This window comes from Stenotrophomonas sp. 2694, assembly GCF_040548715.1.
Classification (GTDB): Bacteria; Pseudomonadota; Gammaproteobacteria; order Xanthomonadales; family Xanthomonadaceae; genus Stenotrophomonas; species Stenotrophomonas indicatrix.
This window is the reverse complement of sequence record NZ_JBEPSG010000024.1, coordinates 39,197-53,341: the sequence shown is the minus strand read 5'-3', so window position 1 is coordinate 53,341 and position 14,145 is coordinate 39,197. Positions and strand designations below refer to the sequence as shown.

Below are 14,145 nucleotides of genomic sequence, written 5' to 3'. Positions count from 1 at the left end.
CACGCTGGCTCGTCCCGCACCTGTTGGTTGGGTAATAAGTACGAGCACAACAATCGAACGCAGCGAGGCGGCGCCGGTATCGGCGGCTTCGATGTGGGTTCGCGGTGGTGTGTTGTGATGCAACATGTGATCGAGAAAACCACAGCCATTTCCGCTGTGTCAACCCTCGCAGCACTATTTCCGTCAGTTTCCGCTGCATGCAGTGCAATCGCTTGTGGCACAAGGATGGTTGCTGCTGAAAGTGTTTCGGTGAACCCGAATTCACTCTTTTCAACGGGTTTTTTGCGCGGATTTTGGCGATACCAGCTGCGCTCGTCGGGTCGTGCAGCGCCCCGTGTGTCGCGGGAGGTTCCGCGCGCATTGCGATGCGTTCGTGGCAATGGCGTCCGTGGCTCCATGAGGCGCCCCATGACCTATGCCCGATGGCCCCCGGTCGCGGTAGCGGCGAAGATCGGGTCACCACCCCTTCCCTCGGAACCTGACCGTGTCCCGACGTCTTGCCCGTTCCCTGCTGGCTGCTGCCGTGCTGGCTGCCGTGCCCATGCTGTCCCAGGCCGCCGACCGCATTACCGGCCACACCTTCGCCACCCGCTCGGAGGTGATCGCCCCGCATGCGATGGCCGCCACCTCGCAGCCGCTGGCTACCCAGATCGCGCTGGACGTGATGAAGGCCGGTGGCTCGGCCGTCGATGCCGCCATTGCGGCCAACGCAGCGCTGGGGTTGATGGAGCCGACTGGCAATGGCGTCGGCGGCGACCTGTTCGCCATCGTGTGGGACCCGAAGACGCAGAAGCTCTACGGCTACAACGGCTCGGGCCGTTCGCCGAAGTCACTCACCCTGGCCGAGTTCCAGCGTCGTGGCCTGAAGGAGATCCCCGCGACCGGCCCGCTGCCGGTATCGGTGCCGGGCGCGGTTGATGGCTGGTTCGCGCTGCACGAGCGCTTCGGCCGCAAGCCGATGGCCGACAACCTGGCCCCGGCCATCCGCTACGCGCGCGACGGTCATCCCGTTGCCGAAGTGATTGCCTATTACTGGGATCGCTCGGTGCCGAAGCTGTCGCAGTATCCGGGTTTCAAGGAACAGTTCACGATCGATGGCCACGCGCCGCGCAAGGGCGAGATGTGGAAGAACCCCAACCTTGCCGACACCCTGCAGAAGATTGCCGACGGCGGCCGTGATGCCTTCTACAAGGGCGACATCGCCCACACCATCGGCGATTACTTCAAGAAGAACGGCGGCTACCTGAGCTACCAGGACATGGCCGACCATCATGGCGAGTGGGTCGAGCCGGTCAGCAGCAACTACCGCGGCTACGACGTGTGGGAGCTGCCGCCCAACAGCCAGGGCATCGCCGCGCTGCAGATCCTCAACGTACTGGAAGGCTACGACTTCTCGAAGATTCCGTTCGGCTCACCCGAGCACGTGCATCTGTTCGTGGAAGCCAAGAAGCTGGCCTTCGCCGATCGTGCGCGCTTCTACGCCGACATGGCGTTCCAGCCCGCGCCGGTACAGAAGCTGATTTCCAAGGAGTACGCAGCGCAGCGTCGCGCGCTGATTTCGATGGACAAGGCGCTGAAGGAAGTGCAGCCGGGCACGCCCAAGCAGCTGGAAGAGGGCGACACGATCTACATGACCGTGGCCGATGCCGACGGCATGATGGTGTCACTGATCCAGTCCAACTACCGCGGCATGGGCAGCGGCATGGCCCCGCCGGGGCTGGGCTTCATCCTGCAGGATCGCGGCGAGATGTTCGTGCTGCAGAAGAACCATCCCAACGGTTACGCACCGGGCAAGCGTCCCTTCCAGACCATCATTCCGGCCTTCATCACCAAGGGCGGCAAGCCTTATGCAAGTTTCGGCGTGATGGGCGGTGCGATGCAGCCGCAGGGGCACGCACAGATCGTGATGAACCTGGTGGACTTCGGCATGAACCTGCAGGAGGCCGGTGATGCACCCCGCATCCAGCATGAGGGATCGACCGAACCGACCGGGCAGGCGACGGCGATGACTGATGGTGGCGAGGTCAATCTGGAAACCGGGTTCCCGTACGAGACGGTGCGGGCGCTGATGCGCAAGGGGCACCGGGTGGTGTTCGCCGATGGTCCGTATGGCGGTTACCAGGCGATCCTGCGTGATCCGGAAACCGGCGTGTATTACGGCGCGTCGGAGAGCCGCAAGGATGGGCAGGCGGCGGGCTACTGAGGTTTCCCGGCCACCGGGCTGAGCCCCCTCTGCGGTGTTGGCAGCAATGCTGTGGTTGGCCGGGTGGGTAGGTTGCCTGGGGGACGCCGCAAGTACGTCCTTGTAGGCTCGGGCGCGCCATCCATGGCGCTCACGCCCCCAGCCAACCCACCCACCCGGCCACGGACAGTTTCCTGTGGCCGCCACCGCAGTAAGAGAAAGAAGAAGATCAAAAGCAAAGGCAGCAGCAACAGCCGCGTGCTGATGGTTGGGGTCGGATCCGTTTTCCTTTGGAAAACGGATCCGACCCCTCCTTGTTTTCCGATACACCTTCATCCACGCATGGCGTGGATCTACTGCCGTCACCGGGAAATTGTCGGAGGCGGGGAGGGGGCCGATGGCGGGACCGTCCACGGCATGGATGCCGTGGCCGAGCCTACAGGGACGTACTTGCGGCGTGTCCCGCCATCGGCCCCCTCCCCGCCAGGCAAGCAGCAACCCAGAGCCGCCTTGGCTTTGGCCGTTGCCTTTGCCTGAAAAAAGCGGTGCAGCCGCAGGCTGCAAACACCCTCAATCCTGATCCTGCGCGCGTGCCGCCTCCGCCTGGGTCTCTTCCTGCGCCGCCATCTCGCGTGCGATCCACGCATCGATCATGCGTCGCTGGCGCTGCGCCTGCCGCCGCTCGCGCGTGTACTCCTGGTCCAGCACCCGGTACAGCGACACCATCACCAGCACCATCAGCAGCGCGAACGGCAACGCCGCAATCGTGATCATGCCCTGCAACGCCTCCAGACCACCCGCCAGCAGCAATGCGCCCGCGATCAGTGCGATGCCCACACCCCACGCAATCTTGTGCCTGCGCGATGGCTCACCCGCATCGTCGGTGGACATCGTGGCCAGTACCAGTACCGCCGAATCGGCCGAGGTCACGAAGAAGATCATCAACAATACCAGTGCGATGCTCGACAGCAGCAACGGCAGTGGCAGGCTGTCGAACAGGGTGAACAGCACCGTCTCATAGCCGTTGCCCAGCGCCTGCACCAGGTCGGCGTGGCCGAAGATCTGCGACCAGATTGCGGTGCCACCGAAGACCGAGAACCAGAAGAAGCCCAACAGGGTTGGCGCAAGCACCACACCCACCACGAACTCGCGCACGCTGCGTCCGCGCGAGATGCGCGCGATGAAGGAACCGACAAACGGTGCCCAGGAAATCCACCACGCCCAGTAGAAGATCGTCCAGTCCGCCACCCAGGTGCTGGACGAGAACGGCGACATGCGCAGGCTCATGGTCACCAGCTGGTTGAGGTAGGAGCCCAGCGTGGTGGTGAAGGTGTTGAAGATGGCGCCGGTCGGGCCGAGCACCAGCACCAGTGCCAGCAGCAATGCCGCCAACGCCAGATTGACGTTGGACAGCCACTTCATGCCGCGGCCCACGCCACTCAGCGAGGAGGCCATGTAAAGCACGAACGCCACTGCGATGATGGTCAGCTGCAGCGGTATGCCTGCGTGCAACCCGAACACCCGTTCTACGCCGGCGGCGATCTGCACCGTACCGAAACCCAGTGCCGTGGCTACGCCGACCGCGGTGGCGACCACGGCGGAGATGTTGACCACCTTTCCGATCCAACCGCGATGGTGGCGGCCGATGATCGGCTGCAGCATGTCGCTGATCTGGCCACCGCCGTTGCGGTTGAACTGGAACCAGGCCATCGCCAGACCGATCAGCGCATAGATCGCCCACGGATGCAGGCCCCAGTGGAAGAACACGTAGCGCATGGCGGCACGCGCAGCATCCATGCTCTGCGGTTCAATGCCTTCCGGTGGCTTGGTGAAGTGTGAGATCGGCTCGGCCGCGCCCCAGAACACCAGGCCGATGCCCATGCCGGCGGCGAACAGCATCGACATCCAGCTGGCGCGCGAAAATTCGGGTTCGGCGTCTTCGCCACCGATGCGCAGGTTGCCGAAGCGGCCGAAGGCCAGGTACATCAGGAACACCAGCGCCAGGAACACCACCAGCAGGTACAGCCAACCGACGCTGCGGATGACATCAGCCAGCGCCGCCTGCACGACGGTATTGAAGGGGCCGGGCGCGAGGCCGGCCAGCAGCACCAGGACAAGCACCAGTGCGATGGAAATGCGAAACACCATGAAGGAGCTTCTCCGATCAAGGGAATGAGGGGAGCGAGCGAAAGCTTGCAGGGAGTAGGCCGGCGACAGTGTGCGCGCACCGGACAGGCACCGCGATGGCGGCAGGGAAAGCGCCACGTGCAACGGTGCGGCGCGCGTGCACGTTACTGAATGCGACGTCACGGTTCTGTTAACGCGGGTGCGGCAGATCTGCGCCCTGCGTGGATGAACGGGCAGAAGGTCGAGTGGTTTCTATGCTCTAATGCCCACCAAGAAGCGGGGGTACCGCGGCCTTGTGGCCACGGTTGAGATAGTCCCTTGGAACCTGATCCGGCTCATACCGGCGTAGGGAAGCTTTGCAATGCAGCCGTACCCGGAACCTGCCCAGGGAGCGCCTTGGTGCCGTCCGGGCGCGGGTGCAGTGCGCCGCCGCTTCGTCCCTGACCTTCCTGGACGATGCCCGATGAACGCACAGCTCTCCGCCCTGCAGCAACAGGCCCAGCAACTCTCCGAATCCGTGACCCGGCCCATTCCCGGCTCGCGCAAGATCCACGTGCCTGGCTCGCGCCCGGACCTGCAGGTGCCGATGCGCGAGATCGCGCTGACCCGCACGCCGACCGTGTTCGGCGGCGAAGAGAACGCACCGGTCACTGTCTACGATACCTCCGGCCCGTACACCGATCCGGACGTGCGCATCGACCTGTCCGCGGGCCTGCCGGCACTGCGCCGTGGCTGGGTGGAGGAGCGCAACGACACCGAGCAGCTCGACGGCCTCAGCTCCTCGTTCGGCCGCGCGCGCGAACATGATCCGAAGCTGGACCCGGTGCGTTTTCCCGCGCGCAGCCTGCCACGTCGCGCGCGGGCCGGCGCCAACGTCACCCAGATGCACTATGCGCGCCGCGGCATCATCACCCCGGAAATGGAATTCGTGGCAATCCGCGAAAACCAGCGGCTGGAAGCCATCCGCGATGCCGCACTGCTGCAGCAGCATCCTGGCGAGGCATTCGGTGCGTCGATCCAGCAGATCATCACCCCGGAATTCGTGCGCGAGGAAATCGCCCGCGGCCGTGCGGTGCTGCCCAACAACATCAATCACCCGGAAAGCGAGCCGATGATCATCGGCCGCAACTTCCTGACCAAGATCAACGCCAACATCGGCAACAGCGCGGTGTCCTCGGGCATTGCCGAGGAAGTGGAAAAGCTGGTGTGGGCGATCCGCTGGGGCGGCGACACGGTGATGGACCTGTCCACCGGCAAGCACATCCATGAAACGCGCGAATGGATCATCCGAAATTCGCCGGTGGCGATTGGTACGGTGCCGATCTACCAGGCGCTGGAGAAGGTCGATGGCCGCGCCGAAGCGCTGACCTGGGAGATCTTCCGCGACACCCTGATCGAACAGGCAGAGCAGGGCGTGGACTACTTCACCATCCATGCCGGGGTACTGCTGCGCTATGTGCCACTCACCGCCAGGCGTGTTACCGGCATCGTCAGCCGCGGCGGTTCGATCATGGCCAAGTGGTGCCTGGCCCACCACAAGGAAAACTTCCTCTACACGCATTTCGAAGACATCTGCGAAATCATGAAGGCCTACGACGTAACCTTCTCGCTGGGTGATGGCCTGCGTCCTGGCTGCATCGCCGATGCCAACGATGCGGCGCAGTTCGGCGAGCTGGAGACGCTGGGCGAGTTGACGAAGATTGCATGGAAGCACGACGTGCAGACCATGATCGAAGGCCCCGGCCATGTGCCGATGCAGCTGATCAAGGAGAACATGGACAAGCAGCTGCGCGAGTGTGGCGAGGCACCGTTCTACACGCTCGGTCCGCTGACCACCGACATCGCACCGGGCTACGACCACATCACCAGCGCGATCGGTGCGGCGATGATCGGCTGGTTCGGCACTGCCATGCTCTGCTACGTCACGCCGAAGGAGCATCTGGGCCTGCCCAACCGGCAGGACGTGCGCGACGGCATCATGGCCTATCGCATCGCCGCCCATGCTGCTGACCTGGCCAAGGGGCATCCGGGGGCGCAGGTGCGTGACAACGCGCTGAGCAAGGCACGTTTCGAATTCCGCTGGGAAGACCAGTTCCACCTCGGCCTGGACCCGGAGAAGGCCAAGGAATTCCACGACGAGACCCTGCCCAAGGACGCGCACAAGCTGGCCCACTTCTGTTCGATGTGCGGCCCGCATTTCTGTTCGATGAAGATCACCCAGGACGTGCGCGAGTACGCCGAGAAGGGCATGCAGGAAAAGTCCGAGCAGTTCCGGGCGGCCGGCGCCGAGGTGTACCAGCAGGGCTGATCGCAGATGGGCAGTGCCGGGTCATGCCCGGCACCGTCCAGTCACCCAACTCACCGACATGCCGCTATCCTCGCCCCATCGTTCCCCGGGGACACGGAACCATGCCCATTGCCGTCACCACCCGCTGGCTGGCCATCGCCCGCCGTCATCCCTCTGCCTGGCTGCTCGGCGCACAGCTGCTGTCGGTACTGCTGTACCCGGCATTGGACGAAACCGCTGCCGGGCGCGCGGCAGTAGGCGTATTCGGCATGGCCGTGCTCGGCCTGGCACTGTGGGTGGTGCAGCGCAGCCCGCTGGGGACATGGCTGGCGTTGGTGCTGGCCATCCCGGCGGTGGTGTTTTCCCTTTCGGCGGCCCTGCTCGACCGGCCTGCACTGGGCATCACCGCGCAGCTGCTGGAAAGCCTGCTGTATTTCTACACCGCCGGTGCGCTGATCGCTTACATGCTGCAGGACCACAAGGTGACGCGCGACGAGCTGTTCGCCGCCGGTGCCACGTTCACTCTGCTGGCATGGGCATTCGCTTTTACCTTTGCCGTATGTCAGCAGTGGTATCCGGGCAGTTTCCAGGGCGCCAGTGGCGGCGCGCAGCGCACATGGATGGAGCTGCTTTATCTGAGCTTCAGCTTATTGTCGGGGGTAGGTCTCAGCGACGTCGTGCCACTGCATCCGCAGGCCCGCGCGCTGGTAATGCTGGAGCAGTTTTCCGGCGTCATGTACGTAGCGCTGGTGGTTTCGCGGCTGGTTGGCCTGACCATGCTGAAACGCTTCTGAAAATGAACGCCAGATAAAAATATCGCGCCCAAAAGGGCGCGAATGATGATGCGTATTATGTGAATGCGTCGGCGAGAGAGAGCCTGATGTCGACCACGCGATAGGCGAGGTAACTCGCATAGGCTAATATCCGGAGGCTTCGTTTTTTTTGCGGTATGCGCCGATGCTTTGTGCGGAATCTGGCTTCTTGCTGTGCCAAGGATGGGAAGGGATCGATGGTGAACAGTGTTTGCGGCCTGTTTCAGCCCCATAGCAACGAATGATCAACAGCGAAATCCAGTCGCCTGAATCCGACCGCGTCCGCGTCGGTGAGTGCATCGTTACTTTGTCCTCGCGTGAGGTCGAAGTCGCCGGTGCCCGCCGTACACGCCGTTTGACGCCCAAGTCGCTGGGCGTGCTGCGCGTGTTGATGCGGCAGCCGGGGCGGGTGGTGACCCGTGACGAGCTGTTCGCCGAAGTGTGGCCGGACACGCTGCCGACCAACGATGTGCTGACCCAGGCCGTGACCCAGCTGCGCAAGGCCTTCAGCGTCGACGACGACAACGGCCAGGCGTACATCGAGACCATCGCCAAGACCGGCTACCGCCTGCTTGTGCCGGTGCAGCCGCTGGCGGACCACGAGACCGATGCGATCGCCGTTGCAGAGGACTCGACCGCATCACAGCCGCCTGCGCCGGATGCCGTAGCTCCCGCCGGCGTGCCGGTGGTTGAACGCGGAAGCCGCCGCTGGCGCCGTCTGCGCCGTCGCTTGCTGCTGGCACTGGGCGTGGTGATGCTGCTTGCGCTGGTGGTGTTGAGCGTACTGCTGCTGCGCCGCCCGGCGCCGGTGAATTCTCCGGTGGATGCGGCAGTGGAGAACGGCACGCGGGTGATCGGAAGCCCTGAGCGGCCGTATCGATTGATTACCGCGACGGCCGGTTTTGAGACCTATCCCACACTTTCTCCTGATGGATCGCAGGTCGCCTACGAAGGCGCCAACGACGATGGCGCCGGCGGCAACGCCATCAAGGTGCAGACCTCCGGCAATGCCCCCGCGCGCCAGCTGCTGTCGCCACCGGCAGGTGCCAGCGACCGCTTCCCGAACTGGTCGCCCGATGGCCGCGAAATCGCCTTCGCCCGCTTTGGTGCCGATGCCAGCTGCCAGGTGCTGATCGCCAGCGCCACCGGCGGCGCCGTGCGCCAGGCCACGCGCTGCGACGGCACCGAGCTGCTCAGTTTCGACTGGACGCCCGATGGTCGTGGTCTGGTCTTCGGCAGCATGGTCGGTCGCTATGCCCATCGCGGCATCCGCGTGCTCGATCTGGCCACCGGCCAATGGCGTGCGCTGGAGTACGCTGTCGACGAGGATGATTTCGACTACGCCCCGCGCTATTCCCCGGATGGCCGATGGCTGGTGTTTGTCCGCAACCCTCAGCTGGGCGACCTGTGGCGGATGCCTGCCAGCGGCGGCACGCCCGAGCAGTTGACCACCGAATCGGCCGAACTGCGTGGTTGGGCGTGGCTGGGCGACGGTCGGCATATCGTGTTCGGTCGCCGCGTGGACAGCGAAGCACGCCTGTACTACCTCGACGTCGAGCGCCGCACGTTGCGCGACGCTGGGCTCGACGATGCGCAGTGGCCGGCAGTGTCCCGCCGCGGTGACATGCTGGCGTTCGTGCATCGGCGCGCGCAGTTCGGGGTGTTCAGGATGCCCGCGCAGGGCGGTGCCGGTGAGCGCCTGTTCGCCTCCAGTGGCCGCGACGGGCAACCGATGGTGGCACCGGATGGGCGGCAACTGGTGTTCAGTTCCGATCGTTCCGGCAGCTTCGCCCTGTGGTGGGCCGACATGCAGCGGCCGGAGTCGCTGCGGCCGATCGAGGGGCTGAAGCCCGAGGCACGGCAGGCGCCCGACTGGTCGGCCGACAGCCGGCATCTGCTGGTGGTGGGCCGCGATGAGCATGGCGAAGCGGTTGTCTACGAGATCGCACCGCGCGATGAACAGCTGCATCGCCTTCCGGTTCCCGCCGAGCAGCCATTGCAGGCGTTGTACGGCGCAGACGCGGAGCAGTTGCTGGTGGTCGAACGTGATGCCGACCAGCACACCCGCTTGAGCCTGTTCGACCGCAGCGCGCAGCCATGGCGGCGGTTGGCCAGCCTGGAAGGCGTATCGCAGGCGCGCTTCGACCGCAGTACCGGGCGGGTGCTGTTCACCCGGCTGGCAGCCGGTGGGCTGTGGTCGGTGGACGCGACGTTGACCCCTGCCAGCGTGCAGCAGGTCAGTGAGGACCGGCCCAGCCGCTGGCGCTACCGGACCTGGACAGTGGCCGGCAACGGCAGCATCGACTACCTGGGCAGCAGTGCCAGCTGCGGCACGACCCTGGTCCGTATCCAGTCCGGACGCGAAGAAGCCGAGCGTTGCCTGGACGCTCAGCGGCTGAGCGCGGGCAATGGACTGAGCGCCAGTGCCGACGGAAACAGCCTGTACCTGGCCCTGGCCATCAGCGATGGTGCCGACATCGGTGTGATGCGACTGCCCGAACAACCGCCCGCACTGTTCCCGGCATTCTCCAAATTATTGATCTTGAACGAGAAAGGGCCTTCGTAATTTCTTCGTGACGATCTCGCCGCGAATTCGTGGCGATCTCGGCAGTCTTTCCTGACGCGCTGTCACCTCATTTGGCAAAACGGAGGCCTGTACTTGGCAAATCCGTGGTGCCCCTATGCGTCAACTCTCGCTGGCCGATCGTGGCCAAACCGTATCCCTGGACAAGGCGATCGACGATGTCGCGCCGACCTGCATGGGGGTTGCCCGCCTCGGCAGCCTGCAGACCGCCGGCACCAGTTTCAGCGTCTGGATGCAGGTGCGCGGCACCTCGTGGGTTGAAGCCAAGGAAGGGCGGTTCCGGCTTCGCCAGGGCGAGTGGATCGCGTTCGAGAAGGAGTCCAGGCCGCTGGTCCAGGCCGGACGCAACGGCTTGTGCGTGGGCATGAACCTGAACGTGGAAGCGCTGCGCGTGCTGACCGAAATGGCCGACTGCGGCCTGTACGCCGGTCGTGGCCAGATGAACCGCGCTGATGCGCGGGTGGCGCTGCGCCTGTGGCGTGACGCCCTCGCCAGCGGGCAGCCGGCGCAGGCACTGCGTCCGTTGCTGCTGCATCTGGCCGGTCTGCAGCGCAGCCTGGCCGACAACGTACAGCGTTGCCCGGGCCGCTCGCGCAGCCGCAAGCGCCAGGTGTTTGGTCGCATGCAGCGCGCGCGCCTGTATCTGGAAGGCAACAGCCACCGTGTGGTGCGCATCGGCGAACTGGCCGAGCTGACCAACTTCTCCAGCTGGTATCTCTCCAAGACGTTCCAGAGCCTGTACGAGGAAAGCCCGCAGTCGCTTTCGGCACGGTTGCGCCTCGAACGTGCGGCCGATCTGCTGCGCGATACCGACATGATGGTCGGCGAAGTCGCTGCCGCCAGCGGTTTCGACAACTGCTGCAGCTTCGCGCGTGCCTTCCGCGCCCGCTACGGCCAGTCCGCCTCGCGCTTCCGCGAGAATGACGGACAGCTTCCGCCACACTCCGCAAAGTCTCCGGTTGTGTCGCGCAAATACAGCGCTGCAACGCAATCGTAACGTGCTACGGCGTTTTAACACGCTACTAACACGTACCTTGGAGAGATTGATGAACGTTCGTATTCCTGCAGTGCGGCTCGGCTTGTTGCCGGCCGGCATTGCGCTTGCCTTGGCACCGTCCTTCGCTTCGGCGCAGGACGCAGCTGCCGGCGGCACGACCGACCTGGACCGCATTTCGGTCACCGGTTCGCGCATCCGCCAGGCGAGCATGGAAACCGCGCAGCCGGTGATCGCGCTGCAGCGCGCCGACATTGAAAAGCAGGGCTTCACCAGCGTTGCCGACATCGTGCAGAACCTGTCGGCGACCGGTTCGCCGGCGATCAGCCGCGCCGATGCCCTGTCTTCGGGCGAAGAAGTCGGCGGCCAGTACGTCGACCTGCGCAACCTCGGCCCGGAGCGCACCCTGGTGCTGCTGGACGGCAAGCGCATGGGCACCAGCACCGGCGGCTACACCGACCTGGCCTCGATCCCGACCTCGGTCGTGGAACGCATCGAAGTGCTGACCGACGGTGCATCGGCCATCTATGGTTCCGACGCCATCGCCGGCGTGGTCAACATCATCACCCGCAAGAACTTCGACGGCCTGGAAGCCAGCGTCTACGGTGGCCAGTACGGCCAGGGCGACGGCCAGAAGCAGGTCTACAACTTCGTCTATGGCCAGACCGGTGAGCGCGGTTCGATCACCTTCGGCGCCGAATACAGCAAGGAAGACGAGGTCAAGGCCAAGGATCGTTCCTTCAGCCGCTACCCGAACGGCCGCTTCCACCCGTTCCCGACCGACGACGATGCCAATGGCTGGTCGCCGGCGTCGAACCAGGGCGTGCTGATCGACGACATGGGTACCCCGAAGGACGCCAACGACGATATCTGGTACACCCGTGCCAATACCGGTGCCGGCAACGGCATGGGCGACTTCCGTGAGTTCGGCACCGCCGACTACACCAATGCCAGCCAGGAAATGTGGCTGCAGAACAAGCTGACCCGTCGCTCGGTCTTTGCCAACGGCAACTACGACCTGACCGACAACATCCGCGCCACCGCGAACGTGCTGTACACCAAGCGCACCGCGACCTCGCAGATTGCCGGCTACCCGTACCAGTCCGAGGTCTACGGCACCCCGCTGTCGGCCGACAGCATCTACAACCCGCTGGGCAAGGACGCGAACTTCATCCGTCGCACCTCCGAGTTCCCGCGCCAGACCGAATCCGAGCAGGAAACCTTCCGCTTCTCGGCCGGCCTGGAAGGTTCGTTCGAGTTCGCCGACAAGTTCTGGGACTGGGACGTGGGCTACGTCTACAACCAGAACAAGGGCGTCAAGACCGGCACCGGCAACCTGTTCATCCCGAACGTGCAGAACGCCGTCGGCCCGTCCTTCATGGACGGCGACGTTGCCCGTTGCGGCACCCCGGGCAAGGTGATCGCCGGTTGCACCCCGTGGAACCCGCTCGCACCGTACGGCTCCACCGGCAACGGTTCGCTGGCTGACCCGGCACTGCAGGCCTACCTGTTCCTGCCGAGCCACGACACCTACACCAACACCACCAAGGCCTACAGCGCCAACATCTCCGGTTCGCTGTTCACGCTGCCGGCCGGTGACCTGGCCATCGCTGCCGGTTACGAGCACCGCCAGGAAAGCGGTGAGTACAACCCGGATGCACTGCTGCAGTCGGGCCTGAGCACCGACCTGGCCGGCGCACCGACCAAGGGCAGCTACAAGCTCGACGAGTTCTACGTCGAACTGAACGTGCCGGTGCTGGCCGACATGCCGTTCGCCAAGGAACTGTCGCTCGACATGGCCGGTCGCTATTCGGACTACAACACCTTCGGCGACACCATCAACAGCAAGTTCGGCCTGAAGTGGAAGCCGATCGACGACCTGCTGGTGCGTGCGACCTATTCGACGGGCTTCCGCGCGCCGAATATCGCCAACATGTACGGCGGCACCTCGCAGACCTTCGACGCCTACACTGATCCGTGCGACAGCAGCTTCGGCTCGGCTTCGCGCAATCCGTCGGTTGCCGCGGCCTGCGGCGCACGTGGCGTTCCGGCGAACTTCCGCCAGATCACCTCCGGTGGCGCACAGTCGACCGGCCCGGGCACCCAGTCCTACAGCGCCTTCGAGTCGGGTTCCAACCCGGAACTGCAGCCGGAAACCTCCAAGACCTGGACTGCCGGCCTGGTCTACAGCCCGAACTTCGTGCAGGGCCTGGACGTCAGCCTGGACTGGTGGAAGATCCGCATCAACAACGTGATCGCCGCCGAGTCGGTGACCTCGATCCTCAACCAGTGCTACGTGCTGGGCGTGGCTTCGGCGTGTGACCGCTTCAGCCGCGGTACCGAAGGCCGCACCGTCAACCAGGTGGTCGACGTTACCCGTACCCTGATCAACGGTGGTTACCAGGAAACCGCAGGTTACGACCTGGGCATCAAGTACCGCCTGCCGGAGTTCTCCTTCGGCAAGATCGTGGTTGACTGGAAGACCACCTACGTCGATTACCTCGAGTACAAGCGCGACAACGAAGCCGAGACTCCGGTCGAGCAGCACACCAGCTGGGCAACCGGCGACTGGGGTGCGAACTTCCGCGTCCGCTCGAACCTGAATGTCGATTGGAGCCTGGGCAACCTGGGCGTCAACTGGGCCGTGCGTTACTACTCGAGCATGAAGGAGCCGTGCTCCTACGACACCGAGTGCAACCTGCCTGACTTCAACTCGGCCTACACCCTGGGCCAGCCGACCCGCAAGGTTGGTTCGAACACCTTCCACGATGTGCAGGTGCGTTACACCCTGCCGTGGCAGGCTACGGTCTCGGTCGGTGCCAACAACGTGTTCAACCACGAAGGCCCGGTCATGTACAGCCAGCCGAACTCGAGCTTCTCCTACTACGGTGGCTTCGACATCGGTCGCTACTACTACATGAAGTACACCCAGCGCTTCTGATCCATCGAAGCGTGACAGCAGAAAGAGGAGGGCGGGCCGCAAGGTCCGCCCTTCTTGTTTGTGCGGTCGAGCAACGCGGCTGTCCACGCCGCGCGCGCCGAACCTCCGGTCACCGACGGTTGATCCATGCCCGTGTAGATCCACGCCATGCGTGGATGAACGTCCGGTCACTTCCAGTAGATCCACGCCATGCGTGGATGAACTTCCGGTCACTTCCA

Annotated in this window: 7 protein-coding genes and 1 riboswitch; of the genes, 6 read left to right on the top strand and 1 reads right to left on the bottom strand. The window is 64.5% G+C overall.

The window, feature by feature from the left end; all coding sequences use genetic code 11:
- Positions 1-541 precede the first annotated feature (541 nt).
- Positions 542-2,203 carry a gamma-glutamyltransferase gene (gene ggt, locus ABIA73_RS19080; protein ID WP_080149926.1) on the top strand — a complete coding sequence of 554 codons (1,662 nt, stop codon included), beginning with the start codon at positions 542-544 and terminating at the stop codon, positions 2,201-2,203.
- A gap of 549 nt (positions 2,204-2,752) precedes the next feature.
- On the opposite strand, the gene ABIA73_RS19075 is transcribed toward ggt, so the two are convergent.
- Complete coding sequence (locus ABIA73_RS19075) at positions 2,753-4,330, bottom strand: BCCT family transporter (RefSeq protein WP_033831957.1); 1,578 nt, start codon at positions 4,328-4,330, stop codon at positions 2,753-2,755.
- 247 nt (positions 4,331-4,577) lie between these two features.
- Positions 4,578-4,679: riboswitch (TPP riboswitch) on the top strand.
- 93 nt (positions 4,680-4,772) lie between these two features.
- On the opposite strand from ABIA73_RS19075, the gene thiC reads away from it, so the two are divergent.
- The 5 genes from thiC to ABIA73_RS19050 all read left to right on the top strand — a co-directional run bounded on the left by thiC (position 4,773) and on the right by ABIA73_RS19050 (position 13,927).
- The gene (gene thiC, locus ABIA73_RS19070; RefSeq protein ID WP_025874155.1) at positions 4,773-6,617 is read left to right on the top strand and encodes a phosphomethylpyrimidine synthase ThiC; all 1,845 of its coding nucleotides are present in this window, start codon (positions 4,773-4,775) and stop codon (positions 6,615-6,617) included.
- A 101-nt stretch (positions 6,618-6,718) separates the two neighbouring features.
- A complete protein-coding gene (locus ABIA73_RS19065; RefSeq protein ID WP_032976761.1) occupies positions 6,719-7,390 on the top strand; it encodes an ion channel in 672 nt (223 codons plus the stop codon).
- 259 nt (positions 7,391-7,649) lie between these two features.
- The gene (locus ABIA73_RS19060) at positions 7,650-9,974 is read left to right on the top strand and encodes a winged helix-turn-helix domain-containing protein (RefSeq protein WP_354276163.1); all 2,325 of its coding nucleotides are present in this window, start codon (positions 7,650-7,652) and stop codon (positions 9,972-9,974) included.
- 115 nt (positions 9,975-10,089) lie between these two features.
- Positions 10,090-10,989: a helix-turn-helix transcriptional regulator gene (locus ABIA73_RS19055; RefSeq protein ID WP_025874158.1), complete on the top strand. Its 900-nt coding sequence runs from the start codon at positions 10,090-10,092 to the stop codon at positions 10,987-10,989.
- A 49-nt stretch (positions 10,990-11,038) separates the two neighbouring features.
- Complete coding sequence (locus tag ABIA73_RS19050; protein ID WP_025874159.1) at positions 11,039-13,927, top strand: TonB-dependent receptor domain-containing protein; 2,889 nt, start codon at positions 11,039-11,041, stop codon at positions 13,925-13,927.
- Positions 13,928-14,145: the final 218 nt, after the last annotated feature.